Origin of the sequence: Paenibacillus sp. GCM10027630, assembly GCF_042676305.1 — a bacterium.
Classification (GTDB): Bacteria; Bacillota; Bacilli; order Paenibacillales; family NBRC-103111; genus Paenibacillus_S.
Genome location: NZ_JBHTGY010000038.1, coordinates 15878 through 38899, shown reverse-complemented (window position 1 = coordinate 38899; position 23022 = coordinate 15878). Strand labels below are relative to the sequence as shown.

At 44.7% G+C, this 23022-nt stretch carries 19 protein-coding genes, 1 riboswitch and 1 other annotated feature; of the genes, 7 read left to right on the top strand and 12 right to left on the bottom strand.

Going from position 1 to position 23022, the window contains the following annotated elements:
* Positions 1-385 precede the first annotated feature (385 nt).
* The 3 genes from ACFQ0C_RS20180 to ACFQ0C_RS20170 all read left to right on the top strand — a co-directional run bounded on the left by ACFQ0C_RS20180 (position 386) and on the right by ACFQ0C_RS20170 (position 2081).
* Positions 386-1540, top strand: coding sequence for a response regulator (locus ACFQ0C_RS20180; protein ID WP_379368917.1), 1155 nt, complete (start codon positions 386-388; stop codon positions 1538-1540).
* 118 nt (positions 1541-1658) lie between these two features.
* Positions 1659-1829 carry a hypothetical protein gene (locus ACFQ0C_RS20175; RefSeq protein ID WP_379368915.1) on the top strand — a complete coding sequence of 57 codons (171 nt, stop codon included), beginning with the start codon at positions 1659-1661 and terminating at the stop codon, positions 1827-1829.
* 18 nt (positions 1830-1847) lie between these two features.
* Entirely contained in the window at positions 1848-2081 is a 234-nt protein-coding gene (locus ACFQ0C_RS20170; RefSeq protein WP_379368913.1) for a hypothetical protein, read from the top strand.
* A 137-nt stretch (positions 2082-2218) separates the two neighbouring features.
* On the opposite strand, the gene ACFQ0C_RS20165 is transcribed toward ACFQ0C_RS20170, so the two are convergent.
* The gene (locus ACFQ0C_RS20165) at positions 2219-5299 is read right to left on the bottom strand and encodes a hybrid sensor histidine kinase/response regulator (RefSeq protein WP_379368911.1); all 3081 of its coding nucleotides are present in this window, start codon (positions 5297-5299) and stop codon (positions 2219-2221) included.
* Between the two features lie 292 nt (positions 5300-5591).
* Between ACFQ0C_RS20165 and ACFQ0C_RS20160 the strand changes: the two genes are divergently transcribed.
* Complete coding sequence (locus ACFQ0C_RS20160) at positions 5592-7733, top strand: ATP-binding cassette domain-containing protein (protein ID WP_379368909.1); 2142 nt, start codon at positions 5592-5594, stop codon at positions 7731-7733.
* On the opposite strand, the gene ACFQ0C_RS20155 is transcribed toward ACFQ0C_RS20160, so the two are convergent.
* The 4 genes from ACFQ0C_RS20155 to thyA form a co-directional block, all read right to left on the bottom strand.
* Positions 7697-8305 carry an SET domain-containing protein gene (locus ACFQ0C_RS20155; RefSeq protein ID WP_379368907.1) on the bottom strand — a complete coding sequence of 203 codons (609 nt, stop codon included), beginning with the start codon at positions 8303-8305 and terminating at the stop codon, positions 7697-7699. The two genes, ACFQ0C_RS20160 and ACFQ0C_RS20155, sit on opposite strands and share 37 nt — an antisense overlap.
* A gap of 332 nt (positions 8306-8637) precedes the next feature.
* On the bottom strand, positions 8638-8955 hold the full coding sequence (locus tag ACFQ0C_RS20150; RefSeq protein ID WP_258216792.1) for a hypothetical protein: 318 nt from the start codon (positions 8953-8955) through the stop codon (positions 8638-8640).
* A gap of 75 nt (positions 8956-9030) precedes the next feature.
* Positions 9031-9531: a dihydrofolate reductase gene (locus ACFQ0C_RS20145; protein WP_379368905.1), complete on the bottom strand. Its 501-nt coding sequence runs from the start codon at positions 9529-9531 to the stop codon at positions 9031-9033.
* A 32-nt stretch (positions 9532-9563) separates the two neighbouring features.
* On the bottom strand, positions 9564-10358 hold the full coding sequence (gene thyA / locus ACFQ0C_RS20140; protein WP_379368903.1) for a thymidylate synthase: 795 nt from the start codon (positions 10356-10358) through the stop codon (positions 9564-9566).
* Between the two features lie 202 nt (positions 10359-10560).
* Here thyA and ACFQ0C_RS20135 point away from each other — a divergent pair, with 202 nt between their 5' ends.
* Positions 10561-10845: an ArsR/SmtB family transcription factor gene (locus tag ACFQ0C_RS20135; protein ID WP_379369009.1), complete on the top strand. Its 285-nt coding sequence runs from the start codon at positions 10561-10563 to the stop codon at positions 10843-10845.
* A gap of 71 nt (positions 10846-10916) precedes the next feature.
* Positions 10917-12083 (top strand): MFS transporter, encoded by a 1167-nt coding sequence (locus ACFQ0C_RS20130; protein ID WP_379368901.1) that lies wholly within the window; start codon positions 10917-10919, stop codon positions 12081-12083.
* 143 nt (positions 12084-12226) lie between these two features.
* Here ACFQ0C_RS20130 and ACFQ0C_RS20125 read toward each other — a convergent pair whose 3' ends face one another.
* From ACFQ0C_RS20125 to ACFQ0C_RS20115, 3 genes are all read right to left on the bottom strand, one after another.
* Complete coding sequence (locus tag ACFQ0C_RS20125; protein WP_379368899.1) at positions 12227-13372, bottom strand: cation:proton antiporter; 1146 nt, start codon at positions 13370-13372, stop codon at positions 12227-12229.
* A 454-nt stretch (positions 13373-13826) separates the two neighbouring features.
* Positions 13827-14324, bottom strand: coding sequence for a GNAT family N-acetyltransferase (locus ACFQ0C_RS20120; protein WP_379368897.1), 498 nt, complete (start codon positions 14322-14324; stop codon positions 13827-13829).
* Positions 14325-14814: 490 nt separating this feature from the next.
* The gene (locus tag ACFQ0C_RS20115; RefSeq protein WP_379368895.1) at positions 14815-15687 is read right to left on the bottom strand and encodes a hypothetical protein; all 873 of its coding nucleotides are present in this window, start codon (positions 15685-15687) and stop codon (positions 14815-14817) included.
* A gap of 251 nt (positions 15688-15938) precedes the next feature.
* On the opposite strand from ACFQ0C_RS20115, the gene ACFQ0C_RS20110 reads away from it, so the two are divergent.
* Positions 15939-16688 carry a MerR family transcriptional regulator gene (locus tag ACFQ0C_RS20110; protein WP_379368893.1) on the top strand — a complete coding sequence of 250 codons (750 nt, stop codon included), beginning with the start codon at positions 15939-15941 and terminating at the stop codon, positions 16686-16688.
* Positions 16689-17210: 522 nt separating this feature from the next.
* Here ACFQ0C_RS20110 and ACFQ0C_RS20105 read toward each other — a convergent pair.
* The 4 genes from ACFQ0C_RS20105 to ACFQ0C_RS20090 all read right to left on the bottom strand — a co-directional run bounded on the left by ACFQ0C_RS20105 (position 17211) and on the right by ACFQ0C_RS20090 (position 22574).
* Positions 17211-17390, bottom strand: a complete 180-nt coding sequence (locus tag ACFQ0C_RS20105) for a hypothetical protein (RefSeq protein ID WP_379368891.1) — start codon at positions 17388-17390, stop codon at positions 17211-17213.
* Positions 17391-17634: 244 nt separating this feature from the next.
* Positions 17635-18717, bottom strand: coding sequence for an aspartate-semialdehyde dehydrogenase (gene asd, locus ACFQ0C_RS20100; RefSeq protein WP_379368889.1), 1083 nt, complete (start codon positions 18715-18717; stop codon positions 17635-17637).
* Positions 18718-18806: 89 nt separating this feature from the next.
* Positions 18807-19067: a binding site (T-box leader), on the bottom strand.
* Positions 19068-19186: 119 nt separating this feature from the next.
* The gene (locus tag ACFQ0C_RS20095) at positions 19187-20830 is read right to left on the bottom strand and encodes a stalk domain-containing protein (RefSeq protein WP_379368887.1); all 1644 of its coding nucleotides are present in this window, start codon (positions 20828-20830) and stop codon (positions 19187-19189) included.
* A gap of 154 nt (positions 20831-20984) precedes the next feature.
* Positions 20985-22574, bottom strand: a complete 1590-nt coding sequence (locus ACFQ0C_RS20090; protein ID WP_379368885.1) for an MDR family MFS transporter — start codon at positions 22572-22574, stop codon at positions 20985-20987.
* A gap of 272 nt (positions 22575-22846) precedes the next feature.
* Positions 22847-22936, top strand: a riboswitch (cyclic di-GMP riboswitch).
* The last annotated feature ends 86 nt before the right edge of the window (positions 22937-23022 follow it).

The following is a 23022-nucleotide window of genomic DNA, read 5'->3' as shown; positions in this document are numbered from 1 at the left end:
GAAAATTACATATTTGCGAACTTCTTTCTGTTCTACACTGTATCCTTTTGTTTATTGTTAGCTGCAATTTTTTCAGTTGCATCACCTCTCCCACCATGTGTATATTTTCTATCGCTATCCTTGTCATTAGAGCAATGCCCTTGTATCTGTGAATGCAACAAGACAACAATAGTGAAGAGACCGTAAAGAGGTTTTCTCTGAACTACATTATAGACAAGCCTTCTAACCAAACTCTAACCAAAATTAATATAGTTGGACTGAAGTACACCGTCACCTAATCTGCATCAATTTGTTATTTACAACAATTTTTCCTATATAATAAGAAAGCTGTCTTGCCGATATAGAAATGAAATAAAGATACAATATGAATGGAGGCTGCAATCGAATGAAAGTCATGCTGGTAGACGACGAGCGGCTGGCGTTAGTCAGATTAGAAAACATGCTTGGGGAGTATCGGGATTGCAAAGTGATCGGTTCATTCTCAAGGGCTGAGTTAGCGCTCAAGCATATTGGTGAGTTCCAGCCTGATGCCGTCTTTTTGGATATTCACATGCCTGGATTGAATGGCTTGAGGGCGACAGAGCGAATACACACGACCTCTCCGAACACGAAGATCGTTTATGTGACAGCCTATGACGAACACGCGGTTGAGGCATTCGAACTAGGGGCAACTGATTACTTAGTGAAGCCGTTAAGACGCGAACGATTGGGCCAAACAATAGAACGTCTACGGGAACGTATTTCGATTATGAAGTCTCCAAATGAAGAAGGTTTATTATATCATTGCTTAGGAGCCATGCAGATCCGGAAGACGGATGGAGAATTGGAATTCCTGAAGTGGAGGTCGACAAAAGCAAAAGAGCTGTTTGCCTACTTGCTATTTCATCGGGGGAAAGTAATTAATAAGAATACTTTGCTGGAGTTACTCTGGCCGGAACTGGATGATCCCAAGGGGCTAGCCAACCTGCAAACAAGTATTAATCGAATTCGCAGCACATGGAAAAACACATTTGGAGATGGTTATATCTCGATCCGATATTCACAGTATGGGTATATTCTTGAGTCGAAAGAACTGCGAATCGATGCTGAAGAATGGGAGCAAGGGTTTCGCCAATTAAACCCTGTTTCAATCGAACATGTCACAGAACATCAGCGACTGCTCGATATGTATCGTGGAAATTTCTACGAAGAGGATAATTATGTGTGGGCAGAGAGAGAACGCCAAAGACTCAAGGCACTATGGTTGCAACATGCCCAGCATTTGGGGCAATTTTATTCTTCTCATGACATGAATATAGAGGCACTTAGAGTTTACCATCAAATACAAGAGCGAGATCCTCTGAATGAAGATAGTTATCTCGCGCTTATGAATATATATGCTTCACTGAATGACACAGATTCTGTCGATAAGCAGTATCAATTCATGATTCGAATATTGGAGCAGGAAGCTGGGGTCGATCCAAGTCCTGCAGTATTGGAATGGTACGCACGATGGAAAAATCGTATCCCCTCTAAACGGCAGTTCCTTCATGAGAGCTGATTTTTTGGAAAGTATTAATCTGATGTGGTTAGCAATTGGTTAGACAGATTGTTTATAATGTTATCGAATTTCATTATTCACATATTTGAAAACGGTCGGACCCGTAAGAATACAAAGAATGTATTACCGCAGTGCCTTTGTATCCGATGTCAAAATACCCCTTTACGATTATCACCTGGCGAGTTGGAACCAAACGTTGAGCGACGATACCTTGTATACGAACAGCCTCCTGACAGATCAGAAGCAAGCAGCTCCGCTTCGTCAGGTAACAGAGCTCCGTTCGCGGTAAAAAAAAGGGGGGAAGATCATGTTTCTTCGTATTTTAATAGGCAACCGATGGATTCCGGTGAATTTGTCGAGTGGCGATTATTCCGACACATTAGTTGAGGAACTGAGCGATAAATTGAAAATACGGATCGAGAATTTACCCCAAAATGAAGATTGGGAGAAGCTTCTGACGATTGAACTGGAATCGTATACAGACGGATGGGAGGCAACATTATACTTTAGTGAACGAACGGAGAGCTTCCGTTTCCGCTAAACGATGATCGAAAGTAACACTGAAACGGCGTCTATCCGACCGACAGCAGTTTGTCGGCCAGTTAAATTGAATCTTGGTATCAGCGCCGTTCAGTCTATAATGGATAAAGAAGGTATCTTTGCGTTAATTATAATAATTTAAGCTCCCCTCTCATTTTTTGAAACTACAAAGCTGACGATAGTACCTTGATTTGGAACACTCCGGATTTGCAAACCTTTGCCGTATAGTTGCTTTAATCTCCGATCCGTATTGAACAAGCCCACTCCTGTCCTCTCTCCCATGCGTCTTTCGAGTACACGCTTTACCGTTTCCTCATCCATCCCCACTCCGTTATCAGTGACCGAAATTTCCGCCCCATGCTCGTTCTCGGTAATCCGAATATGAATTTCCCCGCCTTCATCTAGACTTAATATGCCATGACGTATTGCGTTTTCGACAAGAGGCTGGACGGAGAGCGGAGGGACTTGAAAACGAAACTTTGCGTCCACCTCCCATCGAATGCGTAATCTGTCCTCAAAACGTTCCTTTTCGATATACAGATATGAGCGAACAAGACCAAGTTCATGCTCAAGCGGAACAAGTCGCTCCAAATTCCGAAAGTCGAAGCTTGCCCGCAAGTAATGGCCGAATGCTACAAGCAGCGCACTCATTTTCTCGTTATCGATTTCGCTAAGCGCGGCTATTGAATTAAGGGTATTGTGCAGAAAATGGGGTTGAATTTGTGCCTGAAGCCATGCCGCTTCCATGCGCAGCTTTTCACGTACCGATTGCTTTAATACAGTCAATGCCCGTACCCGGGACTTTAATTCCATCGCATCTACCGGTTTCGTCACATAATCGTTCGCGCCTGACTGGAATCCGGCGTCTATATCTTCCTGTCGGCTACGAGCAGTCAGGTGCAGAATGGGCAGCTCCGAAATCGAGAAGCGCTCTCGAATAATACGGGACAATTCGTATCCAGACATGTGCGGCATCATGATATCAGTGACGATCAAATCCCATTCCCTCGTATCAAGAATGGCAAGTGCATCACGACCACTTACAGCCGTTACGACATTATAATTTTCCAAAACAAGGAGATTGCTCAATATATTTAAATTGACAACATCATCATCTATGACCAGAATGTTTGGCCGATCCGAACCGGCATCCGATTTCGGTTGAGAAATGACACCATGAGGTGCGGAGGAAACGGAAACCGCTATTTCTGTATCGGCCGATGCCGAAGTGATGAATTCCGTCTCGTTTTGCGGGATGTTAGGATCGGATAGCAGCAAGGTAAAGCTAAATACCGAACCTTGCCCTGGAATGGAGTGGACCTCCAACGTGCCTCCGTGCAGCTCCACCAATTGCTTGCATATGCTTAACCCGAGCCCGATTCCGCCTCCAATCGCCGTAATGCTGGAGTCTCCTTGTTCGTAAGGTGAAAATATCCTTTGTTGTGTCTCTTGGTCCATTCCGATGCCGGTATCGGCGACGACAATGCTCGCCTTATCATCCTTGATCTCGGCCTTTATTACGATTTGTCCTTGATTTGTATATTTCACCGCGTTGTGAATCAGATTGAATACAATTTGTGTAAGACGGTTTTCATCTGCAATGACATTGGGGAAGTTGGCCGGGATGTCGTTGACGATGCGAATTGGCTTGCCCTCCGTCATGAAACGAAGCATATCGGTTACACCAGATACAACTCCTTGAACTCGGATACTCCCCGTCTGTAATCGTAAGCCATTCTCCTGAAGCCGCGTCATGTCAAGCAGATCGTTGAGCATGTACGACATTCGCTTGCCTACTGTAATAAGAAGCTTCATGTTTTCTCTGCTTTTGACGTCCTGATCATTAATTCCGGTATCCAAAACGATTTGGGCAATGTTAAGCATGCCGTGCAGTGGATTCCGTAATTCATGAGATGTGTTGTTTAAAAAATCGTCTTTTTTCTTGTCTGTTTCTTGCAGCTTCTGTACGAGCTTTGCCGTCTGAGTGGAAATGCGGAAATAGCGTTTGAACCAGAACGTTGCAAAAGCGAGGAACGCGATAATTAAGTCGATCGGGTAATAGCCTGCACCCAGTAGACCCTTAAGGTAACCTCCAATTACATTAGACATCACGCTGACTAGACCAAGCACCAAATATATAGCGTCCTTATCGCTCTTTATAGTCGTACGAAACGAGAGCATGAGAACAAACAAACAGGCGAATAAATCTATGGAGTAATATACAGCCAATACACTTAGTGCATCTCTGGCCGGCAAAAGCACAACCGATATTGCCGCAATTACACAGAACAAGAGGAACCAGCGGAACACTCTGTTCTCCACATATTCCGGTAAGAGACCCTTCGCAAACTGTAACAGAAATGCGCCTACTCCAATAAAAGACAGCAAAATCAATTTAGTGGACCATTCATAACTGATAGTCGGCAGCCATACAAGTAACAGTTTATCATCGTCAAGCATCGTCATGAGAACGGCGCAAACAACGAGCATAAAGAAGGAGAACATTACTTTATGCCTGGTTCCGATCACGTAAAGAATAAGTGCATACAAGGCATGGATCATGAGAACGACACACACAATGATCTGCATATTAATGGAAAACCATGTTTCATTATGCACCGCATGCTCACTGCCAAACTTAAACGATCCGACCACACCGCCTAGTTTACTATTGTCATAATTCGCAACTTGAACGACAACATCGATTTCTCCAGTATTGGCTTTGAAAGTAGCAGTATAGGGCATGCTTTGTGCAGAATACTCCTGCTTGGTCTCTGCCGGCTGCCCAGCCTTCGCCAGTAGATGACCGTTCACGTACAGTTCGGACGAAGTGCGTACGCTTGAGACACGGATGCCATAGGTTAACTCATTATCCGGGTTGACTTTGATGCGCAAGCGATAGGAGCCATAGCCATACGGCGAGTTGTTAACCGATAAAGCCGATCTCCAATCTCCTGGAACATGAATGAATGCTCTCCCCCCATCGGATGAGATTGTGTTTGACTCACTTTGCATTACAAACTTGCCGGGATAAAACTCCCAATCGCCGTCTAATGCAACTGTACGATCATTGGCGAAGTCGAAACCGCGCAAATCCAAATCGCCACGAACCGCAAGAGGATGATCTAGCGGCGCTTGAAAAGTAGCCCAGATGATACGAATTAGAAATAAGGCGATAAAGAATGATCCAGTAATAAAGATTGCTTTTCTTTTTGTCATCATAGTTCCACTTAATTCGACAAAAATCATGCTATTCCTTTAGATTTAACTTTGATATGTGATTATGAAATAGAGCATATTCAAGAGACGTTGTGCGAGCTCGAATCGGCCTACTCCCGGGTATCGTTCCAAGCCGGAAGGAAGAGATCAGCCTAAACCGCATCCCACCGGAGATTGGTGAGCTGGAACAACTGAGCAGTAGCGTTACCTTAAAGTTATTATTACCGGACAAAATTACAACAAAATATGATAAAATAAAGCAATCTGCGCTTTTAAACTCAGGAGGTTATTCATGCTTTCCTTCGTTCGCAATATTGCTTCCTCTTTCCTGCAATACAAACTCCAGACCACCCTGCTATTAGCTGCCCTACTGGTTGAACTGGCATACGAAACCTTCATGCCGTTAAGCTTTAAATTTATTATTGATATGGCCATTGTCCCCCATCAATATGCATATCTCGTTGTCATCCTTTGTTTAATGGTGGTCATTGCTCTAGCTTCAGTAATTATTGGCCTCTACCGTGACCGCATGTTCGCAGGGCTAGGCTCTCGCATTGTTACGGATTATTATACACAGCTGTACCGGAAGCTGCAGAGCCTATCAACGGACTTCTACCACCGCATCAACGGCGGGGACATCGTTTCCAGATTCAATAATGACCTGATATCCATAGATACCTTCATTATGCTGATACCTTATGCTCTCTTGTCTATTTTAGGACTTATTTTGAACGTGGCGGTGCTTTTTGTCCTGCAATGGCAGTTGGCTCTGCTGGCTGTAATTGGTTTGCCACTCTGCTTGATTGGTCCGAAATTATTCGGTCAGAAAGCCTATGACGCCAGTTACATACTCAAAGAAGAGCAGGCTAACATTACGACAGCCGTTCAGGAAAATGTAAGCGCTCAGCCGGTCATTAAGGCATTTGGCCTGCAGCAGCTATTTATACGGCGTTTTGATGAGCGTATGGTCAACTACAGGAAGCTATCCGCCCGCTCCAGCTTTTCAAACTTTGTCATAGACCGCACCACTAATATGGGTACGATGCTTCTGAATCTCATGACCATTTGCGCGGGATCGGTGCTGGCTTTTTTCGGATTTCTCTCCGTCGGATCTCTGCTCGCATTCAGCGCTATCCTCATTAGCCTCAGCTATTTGGTAGCAGCCATCACTTGGCTTGCTCCCCAATTCATACAAGCCACATCCGGGATGCAGCGTGTCCGCGAGCTATTGGATGAGCAGGCGAGTGTTGCTGATAACGAAAAAGCAAGTAATCTTCAGCACTTTGAACGTGAAATTGAGTTTCGTAATGTCACATTTGGCTACACCTCCGACCAACAAAACCTCAATAATATCAGCCTTACGATTCCTAAAGGTACTTATGCCGCTTTTGTCGGTGCCAGTGGCTCGGGTAAAAGTACGATAATTAATTTACTCATGCGTTTCTATGATCCTCAACAAGGATCCGTGCTTTATGACGGGCACAATATACGCGAAATCACGCTGCAATCGCTCCGTTCGCAAATCGGCATCGTTTTTCAGGAAAGCTTTCTTTTCCGGTCATCCATTAGAGAGAATATACGGCTAGGTAAGCCTGAGGCAAGCGATGAGGAGGTTATCCAAGCTGCACGTTCGGCAGAAATACATGATTTCATCATGAGTCTTCCAGACGGCTATGAGACTGATGTTGGCGAGCGAGGCGGGCGTCTGTCTGGCGGGCAGCGGCAGCGGGTGGCGATAGCACGGGCAATTATTCGTAATCCAGCTATTCTTATCCTGGATGAAGCGACCTCTGCACTAGATCCGGCCACGGAAGTGGCGATAAACATGACACTACAACGGTTAACCGCCACTAGAACGGTCATATCCGTTACCCATCGCCTTGCTTCAGCTGAACATGCCGATTGTATTTATGTGCTTCATCAAGGGAAAATTGCGGAACAGGGCTCCCATCAACAATTACTGGAGCTGCCTGGAGGACGGTACAAGCAATCGTGGCAAAAGCAGACCGGGTTTGAGATCAGCGAGGATGGTTATCATGTGGAGATTAGTGCGGACCGACTTAAATTATTCCCTATTTTTTCTGATATGGATGATTCATTCCTACAGAATATCTCCCACTTTTTTGCTACTGAATCCTATGCCAGAGATCGGACTATTATCCATGAAGGAGACCCTGGAGATAAGTTCTACGTCATAGTAAGAGGAAAAGTAGAAGTAGCGAAGAAGGACGAGACCGGAGAAAACAGACGGGTGGCGGTACTCTCTGACGGGGATTTTTTTGGGGAAGTGGCTTTGCTCCAAAACATTCCCCGTACGGCAACCATACATACTAAGACACCAGTAGTGTTTATTACGCTGCAGCGTGAATTTTTTCAAGACTTAATTAAACAAGCGCCTCATTTAACTTCCATTATGGAAGCTCGATCAAAATAAATCTCACGAATGGAATTGAGCAGTATGTTCTGTCCTGCCGCGATTTCCACTTTATCCCTAAACTCCGGTCGAACCAGCGGAGCTAGCGGTTGCTCGACCTCATTATAATGACGGAAGGCATCAAGTGCCTGAGCATCCCATAAATCTGCATATTGAAGTAGGTCGCCAGGCATTACTCTGGATCGCTCAGTCCCTTCTTCAGGTAAACAATCAAAGGGTTCATCCACGTTCAGTGAGCCATAATCATCCGTTAACTGTTCCCCGGGATATATATCACGTATGGCAATTTCGACTTCATAGGCGGTTCCGATACAGTTGGCGTGGAAGCTGTGATTTACATAGCGGCCGTTATCCCAGCAAAGAATGAATTTCCCGTGCTGATTGCGGTAGGAGTATTTTAAAACCAGCTTTTTCCGATCATCGTCCAGAGCATCTACTACCCCATGATCCAGAATCTGATCCAAATCATCCAACGCCCATGTTAAAGTCCCCTTAGGAATAAATTGGGTGGCAAATACTCCAAACCCTATCAACTCATCAATATAACGCAATTCAGTATGTGGGTGCATCATGGACAAACCCTCCTTGTCGATAACAGGATATTTTTGCATTTTTATATAATATTATCGATTCATATGTCGATTCCTGCTGCTCCCAAACAGTAAAATATAAAATAATTGAAAAAGATGCACATGCAGCTGCTTGGGTCAGATCAGCGACGTAATCAAGAACAGCTTATGTCCTCACAAAATCAAAAAAATAAAAATAACCCGAAGCTGCCAGCAGAATGGCAGTTCAGGTTATTTGAAAAATAGCGCAGCTATTCATGTCAAGCTAAGAGTCAATCGAGCTGCTGCTGCAATGTACTGACACAATAATGCGCTATTGCACAGAAACCATCAGCCTAACGAATCTGCTTCGGCTGATGGGTGTTGCCGCTGACAATATCCATGGACTGACTCGCTTGAGTCAACTGCTCCTGTACCTGAAGCAGCTCCTGACGATTGGAGTCGTTAAGATGCGAATTCAATTCGCTTTGCGCTTGCTGTACGGCTCGCTGTGCTGTCTCCAGCTTCTGAATTGAGCTCGCAAGCTTCTCCGGGTTCGACTCCAGCTGAGCGTGACGAACCGCCATTTCGGCATCTTCGGCGACCTGTATGGCTTTCTCCGCATCATCAATGATGTGCTGCAAAGGCACTTGATGATGATTTACATTGGTCATTCGGACACTTCCTCTCGGGTTTTTCAACCATTAAGATGCGCCGAATGAAGCAATTTCATTCCTCCATTTACTAAATTAACGTATTCTCTCATACGTAACAAACTCGTAATCGTAAGGATTTCTATCATCCTTAACGCCCTTCACTCTGGAAGCTGCCTTCCACTGCGACTTGTCAATCCCCGGCATAAACGCATCCGCCTCAAACCGGTGTGCGATTTCCGTGATATACAGCCTGTCTGCGTGCGGCATGAACAAGTTATACACCTCAGCTCCACCGATTACGAACAGCTCTTCTTCAGCATCACCGCTTTCGAACAGCTCAAGTGCCGCTTCAACTGTGTGAACAACCTCGCAGCCCTCAGCAGTATAGCTCGTGTCACGCGTTAAAATAACATTGCGCCGCTTCGGAAGTGGCTTGTTCCCTACCGATTCGAACGTTTTGCGCCCCATCAGCACGGTATGACCTGTGGTCGTTCTCCTGAAGAAAGCCATGTCCTCCGGCAATCGCCAAGGAATCTTATTATCGATGCCAATTCCACCCTGCTCGTCCATGGCATAAATCATTGAAATGATCATGCACCAGCCCCCCTCTCCGCTACTTTCCACAGCTACACCGATATCGGCGCTTTAATGCTGGCATGGCTTTGATATCCTTCAATCACGAAATCCTCGAATTTGTAGTCGAATATCGAATCCGGCTTTCGAGTAATGATCAGCTTAGGCAGCTCATACGGTTCACGAGTCAGCTGCAGCTTAGCTTGCTCCAAATGATTCGTATACAAGTGAACGTCCCCACCGGTCCAGATCAGGTCACCTACATCCAGGTCGCACTGCTGCGCCATCATATGAGTCAGCAGCGCATAGCTCGCCAGATTAAAGGGCAGTCCTAGAAACGTATCCACGGAGCGCATATTGAACAAGCAAGACAGCTTGCCATCGGCAACGTAAAATTGAAACGCATAGTGGCACGGTGGCAAAGCCATATTGTCCACTTCAGCGGGATTCCACGCGACCACAAGATGACGGCGTGAATCCGGATTACGCTTAATTTGCTCAATCACCTGGCTGATCTGATCGATCTGTCTTCCGTCCGGAGCCGGCCAAGTACGCCATTGCGAACCATATACTGGGCCCAAATTGCCTGATTCATCTGCCCATTCATCCCAGATTGTAACTTTATTTTCCTGAAGATAGCGAATATTCGTATCCCCGCTCAAAAACCATAGCAGCTCATGAAAAATAGAGCGAACATGCAGCTTTTTCGTTGTTAATAAAGGAAATCCCTTGGAAAGATCCATCCGAAACTGCCTGCCAAATACGGATATTGTGCCCGTCCCAGTACGATCTTCTTTCTTCACACCTTGATCCAAAATGTCCTTAAGCAATTCTAAATAAGCTTTCATTAGCCACCTCATCCAAGACAACTCAAGACGCTTCAGGGAACCTTAGCATCATGGTAATAATAAAATTCATTATATCAAATTATTCAATTCCTGGCTTGGGATCGTTTTTTGAAATCTTACTCTTTACTTTTGTGGGATGGTATGTTATTTTAAATTTCGATAAATATAGAAATAACGTCACAGGTTAGGGTGAGGAGTTATGATGGTTGAAGATAACGCAGAAGTACGGCAAGCCGTCAAAGTATATAAAGCACTTGGGGAACCAACCCGGCTTAAAATCGCACTCTTGCTTACTGAGGAAAGAAATCTGTGCTGCTCGGCAATCATGGGTAAGCTGGAGTCCGTTGCTGGTTCAACGCTGTCTCATCATCTGAAGCAATTGACAGATTGCGGCCTGCTCGATCTCCGTAAGGACGGAACCTATATCTATTACAGTGTGAACCGTGAGATGGCGAAAAAGTACGCACCTTATTTGCTGGAATCGTAATTTTTTTTCGTTAATATTTCTATATTTTTAGAAATATAAATATATTGGAGTGGAAGAGAGGAATAATAATTATGTCATATACGTGGAAAATTTATATGTTGGCCATCGTCAGCTTTCTAGTCGGAACATCAGAGTTTATTATCGCAGGCATTTTAGATAAGGTCGCTGCCGACATCGGTGTTTCTGTATCTGCTGCGGGTCAGCTCATAACCGTTTTCTCACTTGCTTACGCGTTCGGCACCCCTTTCCTTATGGCCGTTACAGCTCGTCTGGAGCGAAGAAAGCTGCTTCTTTATTCACTCGGTATTTTCGTAATCGGCAATGGGATCGCCGTAGCTTTGCCAGGATTCGAATTTCTTATTGGGTCACGAATCGTCTTGGCTCTCAGTACCGGGGTATTCGTAGTTACAGCATTAACGGTAGCCTCCAAGATGGCTCCACCCGATAAGCAAGGGAGCGCCATCGCTACACTTGTCATGGGCTTCAGTACCGCCCTGATTGTAGGTGTGCCTCTCGGCAGGGTTATCGCCTCCGCTTATGATTGGAAGACAATCTTCGGAGGAATCGGAGTACTAGGACTTTTCGCCATGCTGGCTATTTACTTCACGATTCCGCAATCGGACGGTGAAAAATCCGTACCTTTCCGTGAACAGCTGGCTTTGCTGAAGGAGCCCCGAATCGCCATTGCCTTGTCGATCACATTTTTCTGGATTGCAGGCTATTCAATCGCCTACACGTACATTTCTCCGTTTCTTCTTAGTGTGAAAGGGATGGGTGAAAAGGAAATAAGCGCAGGATTATTCGCATTCGGTATCGCCAGCTTGATTGGGTCCAAGTTCGGAGGCTATAGCACGGACAAATGGGGCGTTCCCCGCACTCTGATCGGCGGAATGCTGCTTCACGCAGTAGCGCTTATTCTGTTATCGCTAGCTGCCCCATCCTCTATTATCGTCTTCCCGCTGCTCATGCTATGGGCTTTCTCAGCCTGGTCGTCGGGTCCTACGCAACAATATAATTTAATATCTCTTGCTCCGGAAGCTACCGGCATTATGCTTAGCCTTAACAGCTCCGTTCTACAGCTTGCAATGGCTGCCGGGGCTGGAATCGGGGGTGTCATCGTGGAGCAAGCTTCACTGTCGTCCATCAGTTGGATCGGAGCTGCGGGAGTCACTATCGCCGCAGGAACAGTCGCCGCTTCCCTAGGACTATCCCGCTCCCGCCGGAAGGCAACAGCGTGAATTAATAAATAGGTCTGAAGCACAAAAAATCGCTCATTGGGCTTGCAAATGGGAGTCCCCCCATCACTTGCCCAATGAGCGATTTTATTTGGTGATTACTTGGACTTTGTTCCTGTGACTGTAGCCAATGATCACAGTGCTAATTAAACCTTGAGTTTCTCCCCCGTCTTACTAAAAAACAATTTCATCATAGGAGGAGTCACAATCGTAGTTATTAATACCACGACAATAATGACAGCAAACATATCTTTATTCAACAAATTGGACTCAAGCCCCATAGCTGCAATAATTAATGCTACCTCTCCGCGAGACACCATCGCTGCACCAATCGCTAATGAGTTGCTCCATTGAAAGCCCGCTAATTTGGCGCCTATCGCCGAGCCGATAAGTTTAGTTAAAATAGCCAAAACGCTTAATCCCGCGATGAGTCCGATATTTTGCAGGAGCCCAGTAAACTCGGCAGTGACCCCTATGGATGTAAAAAACACCGGAACAAAAATAGAATAGCTTATGGTTTCCACTTTCTCGAATACTTCATGTTTATACTTGGTTAAACTAATGGCTACTCCAGCGATATAAGCTCCAATTATAGCAGCAACTCCAGCATACTCAGCTAAATAAGCATATAGGAAGCAAATGATCAGCCCTGCTGAAATCACAGCCTCAGTAACTCTAAGTGGAGCGAATTTGTTCAAAACCCACGGTACTACCTTCCAGGCAAGGAGTATGGCAACCGCAAAGAAAGCAATCTTCTTCAAAACTATAACTCCTAAATTAACATCGCCGCCTGCAAAACTCATGACAAAAGCCAATGCAATAATGACCAATATATCATCTATCACTGCTGCACCTAGAATAGTCGTCCCTTCTCTTGACTTCAGCTTGCCCATTTCTTTAAGCGCTTGAACAGAAATGCTGACGCTTGTGGCAGATAACAGCAGCCCTAGAAATACGGATTCAATCTGAGGAAGCCCTATAGTAATACCAGCCAAATAACCTAATGAAAAAGGAACAATGATTCCAGCAACGCCTACATAGGCTGACGCCTTTCCCGTACGTTTAAACTCTTCCGTATCTGTCTCCAATCCTGCAATGAACATCAGTAAAATAACCCCGATCTGGCTTATTTCACTGAGTACTTCTGTACTTGTAACGATACCTAATACCGCTGGTCCGAGAATGATACCAATGAGCAGCTTGCCCAGTACAGAGGGCTGCCCTAATCGGACACTAATATCTCCGGCAATTTTAGATGCCAGTAAAATCATGGCAAGTTGGAAAATAAGCATGTTTCCACTCCTTTTTAATAAAGTTATTATGCATAATTGCAGGAAAAAAATACAAAAAGAGCCTCGCTACCACGACCTGCTATAGACATAGCAAGGCCTTGGTGACAGGCTCCTCCAAGAAAACGAGAGTATTCATTTTTATGAACGCAATTTATATACATACGTTTGGACTCATTACAGGTTTCAAATCTATGCTAAAATCGGCCATATAGGGGCATAGATCCGATGATGGTCAGCTGTCGTGGAAACATAACTACAGGTTAATTTACGGCTTCTTCTATTAGCCTCTCTTCCTTAATTGCATTAAATGTTTAGTGTCACCCGTCTTCACGTACATTAAAAAATAAAATCGATTATAATGTGCTGAATACTTCATCATTCCCTCTACTCCCCCTTTCTACTAATTCTATTAAACTATTATTTTCAATATTTGATAGTTTTATACATCTGAAGTTTAACTATATGGGCTTCTGGTGGAAAACTCCTGTCTCCTTTCACCTTGTTCGATTCGATCCGTGAATCTTCCTGATGTATATTCATTAATTACATGCATCCAAAATATTTGCGCTGGCACATTTTTCTCAACTTGAAATACTTCCCACAGTCCTTTATGTGTATCAAACATTTGTATAGCTGCTTTTTTACCCAGTCCCAATCTTCGATATTTCTTCATAATAAAAAACTCGGCTATTGAAAAATAAGGCTCTTTATCTTCCGATTCAATGTATCTAACCAATACAAAACCTACATTTTTCCCCTCCAGTTTAAGCAAATAAGGGAATCTGTTTTCATCCATCCAATAATCATCTAAATAAGGATATTTCCCATATAGTCCATCTTCTTTAACATCCGAATCCATAAATTCTGAAAAGTCATAGAAATAAAATTGCATCAAATTCTGGAGTACTTCTTTCTCTTCTTTGTTTGCTTTGACTATTTGTAGCAGATCCACTGTAAAAACACCTTCTTTTATTTTATCTTAGGGTAATTTTAACATGCTCCGCAAACCGTATATTGATAAAAAACAGCTATTAGAGAACTATCCTACCTATTGGGGTTCGACCGACCACCATGCAACGCCACAACGCGCGCCCGGGAGCCGCGCCGTCCTCTAGCTCTTCCCATAATGAATAAGTCAAGGCATTAGTGGAAGTAATTGTTCCGCTATGGCATGAAACAGCACAACAAACAGAGAGATAGCGGAAGACCTCCTTCCGTTATCTCTCTGTTTGTGTTTAATATATTCCCATTCACCCCAAATAACGGAATGCCGACTTCCGCAATCTTCTTAAATTGGAGGCGGCAGATTAAATAACGGAATTTTCAGTTCCGTTCAGTACCTTAGAGCGCATCCCCCCGCTACCCAAATATAAAAGGGAACTCGTCTTATACGATACACATGTTCATCTCTTATCAAGCCTACTATTTTTCGAAAAATCCCATCAATGATGTCGGGCCATCTGCATTTCGAGAACACGATCCCGAGTGTCTGCTGCCCGGCATTGTTTCAAGACGCCTTGATCATATGTAAAAAAAGCATAGGCATCGTTATTGCCGATTTGAATTAGGTATTCCCCATTCTCTGTAAAGAGTGCTGAGTAAGAGGGGTCTTCGTTATCCGTATCAGGGAATAGGCTGTTCCATTGAAGAACGGTCGATTCGAAGCGGTCATGCTCTGTGACCCAACGATGAATCTCCAGAGCTGGAGGCACCCAATCCGTCTGATTGCCAATCCATTCAGGGACACCATCATTGTCAAGATCCATCGGAATAGCGGGATGCCCTTGAAAATCGACTACATTCCAGGAATCGGAATTAGGGTGATAAATAAGCAATCCCTTCTTTGCACCTATCGAACCAAATGGGATTTCCATAACGGCGCCAGACACATCCCCGGTTAAGAAGTTCAACGAATGAATCCAATCTTGATTCTCATTAAAGCTGGACAAGTCACCCAACTTCCATTCCGAATTTTTGCCCTTGAGATACCCGGTTAAGCCTGCGGAATCATCACCGCTTGTATACACCAGAACTTCCGCGTCAGACTGAGGAAGAGCAAAGCTTTTGAACAGCTTCGCACCCGTAGGAGGAGACCCCGGCTCTAAGGATTGTCCTAAATTTTCACCGAAGGGAATAGCTGCACTCACCGGAAACAAGTCCGGTCTATAGGCCGGTTTCTGGTTGCTATGTTCAGAGTTTGCTGTGGTCATATTGGCTGTGGTTATACCGTTGTGATGAATGACCTGATCGTTGCTGCACGCGAGAGTGCCAAGCAACATCAGTATCATTATGCCGGTACGCTGGGTTATGTTCATTAATAGGTATATCCCTCGCTTCTTGTACGAATTATTATAACTAATCAGCCATCCTGCTTCCCTGGCTTAGTACCCCTTAAATTGGCATATTACCTGTCCTTGTTACAAATAGTTCCATATATTAAACGTAATAATTAATCAAATTGTTGCATTCCCCCGCACATTAGCATAGAAGACAGAAGTTCAAATTAAATCCTTGACCCTGACCTTAGAGGAGACATTAGAATGAACATCAGAAAGGAGGTGGATATATGCTGTACACCGTAAAAGAGATTTCTGCAATCACGAAAGTAACGATTAAGACGCTTCATCACTATCATAAAATTGGTCTCTTGATGCCTAACAAGGTAAGTGATGCAGGCTATCGCTTATATGGCATCAAGGAATTGGAGCGTTTGCAACAAATCTTGTTTTATCGGGAGCTTGATTTTCCCCTCGAACAAATCAAAGACATCCTCGAAAAGGAACCACGACGATTGCTAATTTTGTCTGATCAGAAAGAACTCCTTTCCAGGAGGATGAAAAGAATGGAACGCCTGATTCAAACTCTCGATGAGTCGATTGTTGCAGCTTCAAAAGGAGGAGTGATGGAGATGTCAGATATGTTTAAAGGTTTTGCTACTGAACAACAATGGATGGACGCTATGGACGAACAGAATCAGCATTTGAAAGAGAAGTATGACTACGACATGTTGGAAAACAACCCGGTTGTACTTGAATCTATGAACGAAATGGCTATAGAAGCGAAGAGCTTTATGGATAGTATCGCGAAGGCATTAAAGAATGGACTAAGGGTTGATGACGAGGCAGTGCAGTCTCTTATCGATGAACATATCGAGTTTTTAACTCATCATGGACATGAAATAAATAGAGTGAGCTTTGCTGAACAAACTCGGTTCTTTTTAACCGATGACTTCCATCGAAATATGCTTGAATCCCAACAGACGGGCCTAGCATACTACCTCTTTGTAGCGGCGAGTGGGCATGCATCAACATTATAAACGAGTTCTATCCTCTAATTCCAGCCTTCTTTTTTCTTTAAAATGTTGGCGGAACATTGAGGCCTAACAAAATATCCCCACAAAGTGGGGTCTGCTTCCAAGTTGATTCAGATAATTTGCGGGGAGCCCCGAAACATATAAATTCTACAAAAAAGGGGCTGTCCCAAAAGACATTTTGAGACAACCCCTCCACCATTTTATCCTGTATAGATGGTAGCAATAGAGCCCTCAATTCCACTTAATAGTTGAAGGCTCTTTTGCACATTCTTGTGTATTCAGTGACGCATAAGATGAGGTAGCTTTCCAACGCTTGCTAATCGCGGGTATCGGGTTCGTGGTTCATGGCTCGTGGTTCATGGCCCGTGGTTCATGGTTCGTGGCTCATGGTTCGTGGTTCGGTTACGGCATTGCATGGCAGTCTGGCGCACTTCGTGCAATTATCAGGAAAATGTCAAGTTAGTTACTCCGAAAATAGCGTTCCAAGTCTTATAGCTGGAATTCCTCATGCTAATTCTACGTATTTTAGCTGATATCCACCATTTCACCTCTATTAGAGTTAGTTTTTCCAGTTAGATTGATTTCAGGCGATATCCACGCTGGATTAGCGTTACAATTTCCATCTATTTTCTTTCCGCAGCGGCCCCGACAAATCATGGTCTCCTCTAGATTGATGCCTTTGAACATCGCTTCTCGCTCCATCATTTAAGTAACATCCAAAAAGCGGCCGGACTCATTTTTCGATTTTCTAACCCCCACTCTGATGGGAATTTCCCTACAAAAAAGACGCTTCCATTTCCGCTTACATGGTGGTTTTGGAGGCGTCTTTGTACATAGTTTGGGACTGATTCATTCACTGATACTCTTTTGGGACAGCCTCATTAATACGAAACTAGACTGCCGCTGCTACTTTTCAACTATCGTATCTTGTTGAAGGATTGAATGATGCCTAAGGAGCTACTTGTTGCAGTAGACCCTGTGCTAGCATCGATTCAGCAAGCAGAACTGCACCTTTTCCTGCACCCATCTTCGTGTTGTGGGAGACCAAAACATATTTCACGCCCCCAAGTACAGGTTCTTCTTCCAGTCTTCCCATACTTGTTGTCATCCCGCCTCCGAGCTCGCGATCCAAGCGAGGTTGCGGGCGAAACGGATCATCAAAGATATGAATCATATGCTCTGGGGCTGAATGTAAACTAGAGCTTTTAAACGGATTGTAACCATTGATTGCTTCTTTAATTTCAGATAAATTCGCCTGTTTCTTCAGACCGACAAACACGGATTCCGTGTGTCCATCGAGTACATTTGCTCTCGTGCATATGCAATTGACGTTAATCTCAGCTGGAGTAATGCCCTCGCTAGAATATTCACCGAGTATCTTTAAAAGCTCCTTTCTAACCTTCCCCTCTTCGTTCGGAATGTACGGGATTATATTATCCAGAATATCTAAAGAACGAGTCCCGGGGCTTCTGCCCGCACCGCTAAGCGATTGCATGGACACCATCAGAACATTTTGAATTCCAAAATGCTCATGCAATGGTTTTAAAGTTATCGCGAGGCCCGTGACCGTACAATTGGGAACAGGCAGAACGAAGCCTTTCCAGCCGCGTTCCAGCTGTTGTTTGCGAATTAATTCCGCATGGTTATCATTAACTCCAGTAATGAGTAGTGGGGTATCATCAAAATAACGAAATGCAGATGCCGTCGAAAAGGTTGGAGTCGTTTGGGCAAACCAAGGCTCCAGCTCTTTTGCGAGATCGGATTCAATCGCTGTGAAAATAACATCAACAGAATCTGGACGAAATTCCTTGGAGGATACAACCGGAACTTCCAGCATATCTGCGGGAACTGGCGTATTCTGCGTCCATCTCGATGATCCATTAGATTCCAGTAATGCTTCTTTGTAATTTTTCATAGTTCTTGAGGTAACCATTATGACAACTTCAAAGTTCGGATGATTGGATAACGCCTGCACAAACTGCTGTCCTGCCATCCCTGTTGCTCCTACAACTGCCGCTTTTAACCTAGACATATTGCTCACTCCTTGTTTTGTATGAATATTCTTTTACGTATAACGATCATGCAAAATAAAAAAAATCCCACCCCCAAGACTGTAATAGTCTCAGGGACGAGATTTATATGCTCGTGGTACCACCCGGATTCGCAAATATGTCGCCATATCAGCCTCTTCGAGTACGGCATCTAAATACAAAGATGCTTATACTCTAGCTCTATAACAGGAGCTCCTGTTACACCATCCCCTTCTGGGTTCCGATGTACTGCTCAGAGGCTTTCTTCAATAAAGAATTCTTCACTCCTTTTCAGCAACCGGAGCTCTCTGTGGAAGAACGCTGTATTTACTTTTCTCATCATCGCATTTCGATTTGTTGGAAACATGATACCAAGTAATTGTAGTAGAGTAAAGATATTTTTGTGAGTATTTTTTATTTCATAATTATTCTCTTAACATTAGCATAATCAAAATAAGTTCTGATGTGGTTTCATGGCCCCGCTACCTCATCATCCTTCAGAAGCCGCTCGGTTACGCTGCCATCGGCATGCAGGCGGGTCTCCTGGATACCGTCAGATGTACCCGTATAGAGCGTATAGCCGCTGATCATCAACCCGGCTGGATCGTGATGGACGAACAGCTGCAGCTTGAGCGTACCATCGCCTAGCGCCTTCCGATCGACAGCCTCCAGCTCGAAGCCACCAGGCTTCTCAGAGGCAGCCCTCTCTTGCTGTGGCACCAATGTTGCGTCAGCCGTTTCGGTGAGGAAGCGATACTGCCAGCTTCGCGTGCCGTCCACGGCATTATAGACGACCTTGAGCTGATTGCCAAGCAGCATGCGCACTCTATCCCGTGAGACACCTGGCATCAGCTTCTCGCGGATGCGCTGGGCGACCGGCTTATTCAGATACAGCGTTTTGTCAGCCGTGTAACTGACTTGATAGCCTGCAATAGCTGCTAGCTCATTGATCGGTGCATACAAACGTCCCTGATTCTCCACCAGTGGACTGGATAGCTGCAGCGGCTTCCCTTCGGCGCTTGATTGGACGCCATCGAGCGTATACTGCAAATAGGAGATCGTGTTTACAGGCACTCCATACATATGTGGAGCAGGAAGCGCAGGCTGCGCGAAACGCGCTTCTTCTATGGTACGATTCGTAGTCAGTGTCAGCCTTCTGGACTGGCTATCGTACTCAGCAGTCAAATCCATGAGATTCTGAATCAGCTCCACAGGGTAATAAAGAATTCCCTCATAGTTGATAGGCAGATGCGTCAAACGGGTAAACCGGCCATCGACACGCACATTCAGATCCGGTACCACATATCCGGTGGATGAACCTCCATAGCCTTCAACCGGGTCTTCAGGCCGGTATAACGGCTCCGTTACAATAGACAGTGATTTACGCGATCGGTCCCATTCCATGCGATAACCCGTCAATGTGTTCCAAAAATCGTAAGGCACTAGCACCTGATTGTCTGCCAATACTACTGGACCGGATAGTGTGGCAATCGTATCTCCCGCTTCATTGCGTACCTCGCGTTCGCCAATCGGCACTTTCCAGCGGCTTCCCCATGGGCTGATCGCCGTCACTTCCCAATCGACGCCATTCCACTTGGCATCTCCGCCTAACATCGTCATCATCCTATAGAGCGGGAAATACGCCTTATCGTCGAAATAAAGCGGCTCTCGGTATTCATCCCAAGGTGCCAGCACGCTCGGCTGGCCATTCAATGATACATCCATTGGCTTGCGGCTCATCATCCTGGCTTCCAGCGGAGCCCCCGGCGATGAACGGAGCTCACCATTATTTTGCTCCAGCATCCCGCCGACTGATGATCCATTGTAACCTTGGCCATCTGCATATTTCAGCAGTCCGTCCACCAGCCGATTGAGCGCCTCCAAGTCTGGCTTTCTCGTGCGCAGCACATAAGCAGCCACTTCCGCCTTCGGCCCGAGCTGATCCACCTTCTCGCTCACAACCCCCTGATCGAGCAGAAGCCGGACAGCATCAATCTCTGCTTGCGTACGTTGATCCGGTACAATCTGCTGCGCCGATGCTCCTAGCGGCACAGCTGTGAGCATCGCGGCGCTAATCAGCAGCGGGAGCGCTGCCTTTTGTAAGAACTTAACCAATACATCCACCTCGTCTCAATGCTTCCATTTTATACAATTAGACGCACGAGGGACTGCAAGGTTGCTCGGGCTGGTTCATTTTCTACTTATACGCAAAAGAAAAAGCCACTCACCCAATAAGGGCCAGCAGCTTTGAGCATTCTCTATTAAGCCTTTACACTGGTTCCTCCTGCGGTGCTTCAACTTTCTCAGAGGAGCGAAGCGGTATTTCCTTAAGAAAGAAAACCAGCAATAGTGCCAAAATCAATAACCCGGCCCCGCTAAGAAATACAGTGGACAACGTTTCGCTCAATACAGCACGGAGCATATCCATCAGTTGTGCAAAATAAGATTGAAGTTCTGCCGGTAGTGAGGCCTGAATTATTTTCAATTTGGGTTGATCCAATAAAACTTGCGGATTTAAAAAAGGTGCCAATTGTCTCGCATGCTCAGGATCTAATTGAGATAAATTCACACCTTTTCCTGAAGCGATCGTTTCTTCCAGATTTCTTTTAAGTATAGAGGTCATGATGGAACCGAACACGGCGATCCCTATCGTTCCTCCCAGATTTCTAAACAGGGTTGCCGTAGCCGTTACTACACCCAACTGGTTTATCGGGACTGCATTTTGAGCGACGAGTGTAAAAACTGGCATACCTAAACCCAATCCCACACCGAACACGCACATACTCGCTACAGCTAATGCAATACTGTTCATAAATGTCATCATTAGCATACCGATAACCATGAAGGAGATACCAGCGATTGCATACCGCTTATATTTACCCGATTTGGATATCCATCGTCCGGACATACTGCTCAATACGACCATCGTCAATGACATAGGCATGTTAACAAACCCTGATTGGGTCGGACTTAAGCCCTTAACCCCTTGTACAAAAAAGGGCAAGTATACCATAGCGCCCATCATTCCAGCATTCATAAGAAAACCAACAAGATTGGAATTCGTGATGATCCAGTTTTTAAAAAGATGCAGCGGCATTACGGGGCTTTTCGCTTTACGTTCAATAAGAACCAAGATAACTGCGAAGATTACCGCCATTATTAAAAGACCAATAATCTGTATGGAACCCCAAGAATATTTGGACCCCGCCCAAGAAAAGCCTAATAAAAGCGCAATAATGGAAAGTGACAAAAATAACGAGCCCCAATAATCAATCGATTCCGATTCAACACGTGGCACCTTTGGAAACATCCGCAAGATCATTACGAAAGCAACAATTCCCAGAGGCAAAAACGCCCAGAACAACCATTTCCAATCCATATGATCTATCATCACACCACCTAAAGTCGGTCCAATAACACTCGAAAAACCGAAAATAGACATCATGACTCCTGTCCATTTCGCTCTTTCACGGGGCATAAATAAATCACCAACGGCCATTGTTGTAACCGACATCAAAACTCCGCCGCCTAAGCCCTGAATGCCGCGATAAGCGATCATCTGAAATATATTGGTGGATAGTCCCGTAAGAAAGGCACCTATCATAAAAACGACAATCCCGGATAACAAGAATGGTTTACGCCCGTAAATATCCGATAGCTTACCTACCAGAATTGTAGCAACTGTAGATGTCAGCATATAAATCGTAATAACCCAAGAATAATAATCCATGCCGCCCAGCATAGAAATAATTCTTGGCATAGCTGAACTGACAAGCGTTTGATTAATGGCTGCAAAAAACATCGATGCCAATAAGGCGATCATAACGATAACTTTCTGCTTTTGTGACAGGTTGTCCATTCGCTGCCTCTTTTCTATTGTTCTCATGCCTGGCTGTCGGAATTATCGTTAGGTAGGCAACCTATTTTAGCGAGATATAAAATATATAAATTTTCAAAACTTATTTTGAGTAACTGCCTTAATAATTATTCGCATTTATGACTTTAATTGTCAGCACTCAAACGCTAGTACTTTGTCAATAGAACTTTATCACCGGCATTTCCGTCTAGTCCTTTATTACCAGCAATAAGAATGATATACTTTTAAAAAAATGGATAGTAATTCTTCTGTATATACGATAAGAGCAAAACTAATGAAAATTAGTGACGCAAAGCTATTAGGGGCTAAGGCGAAATCATTCGCTAAGCTTGCCAGCTGCCGAAGGAAGGGATCAACAACTCCCCTTGTTCATCTTATAAGGGGGGTTTTTCTTGTGTGAACGAATCAATCCGCCTACTAGAAATGTTAA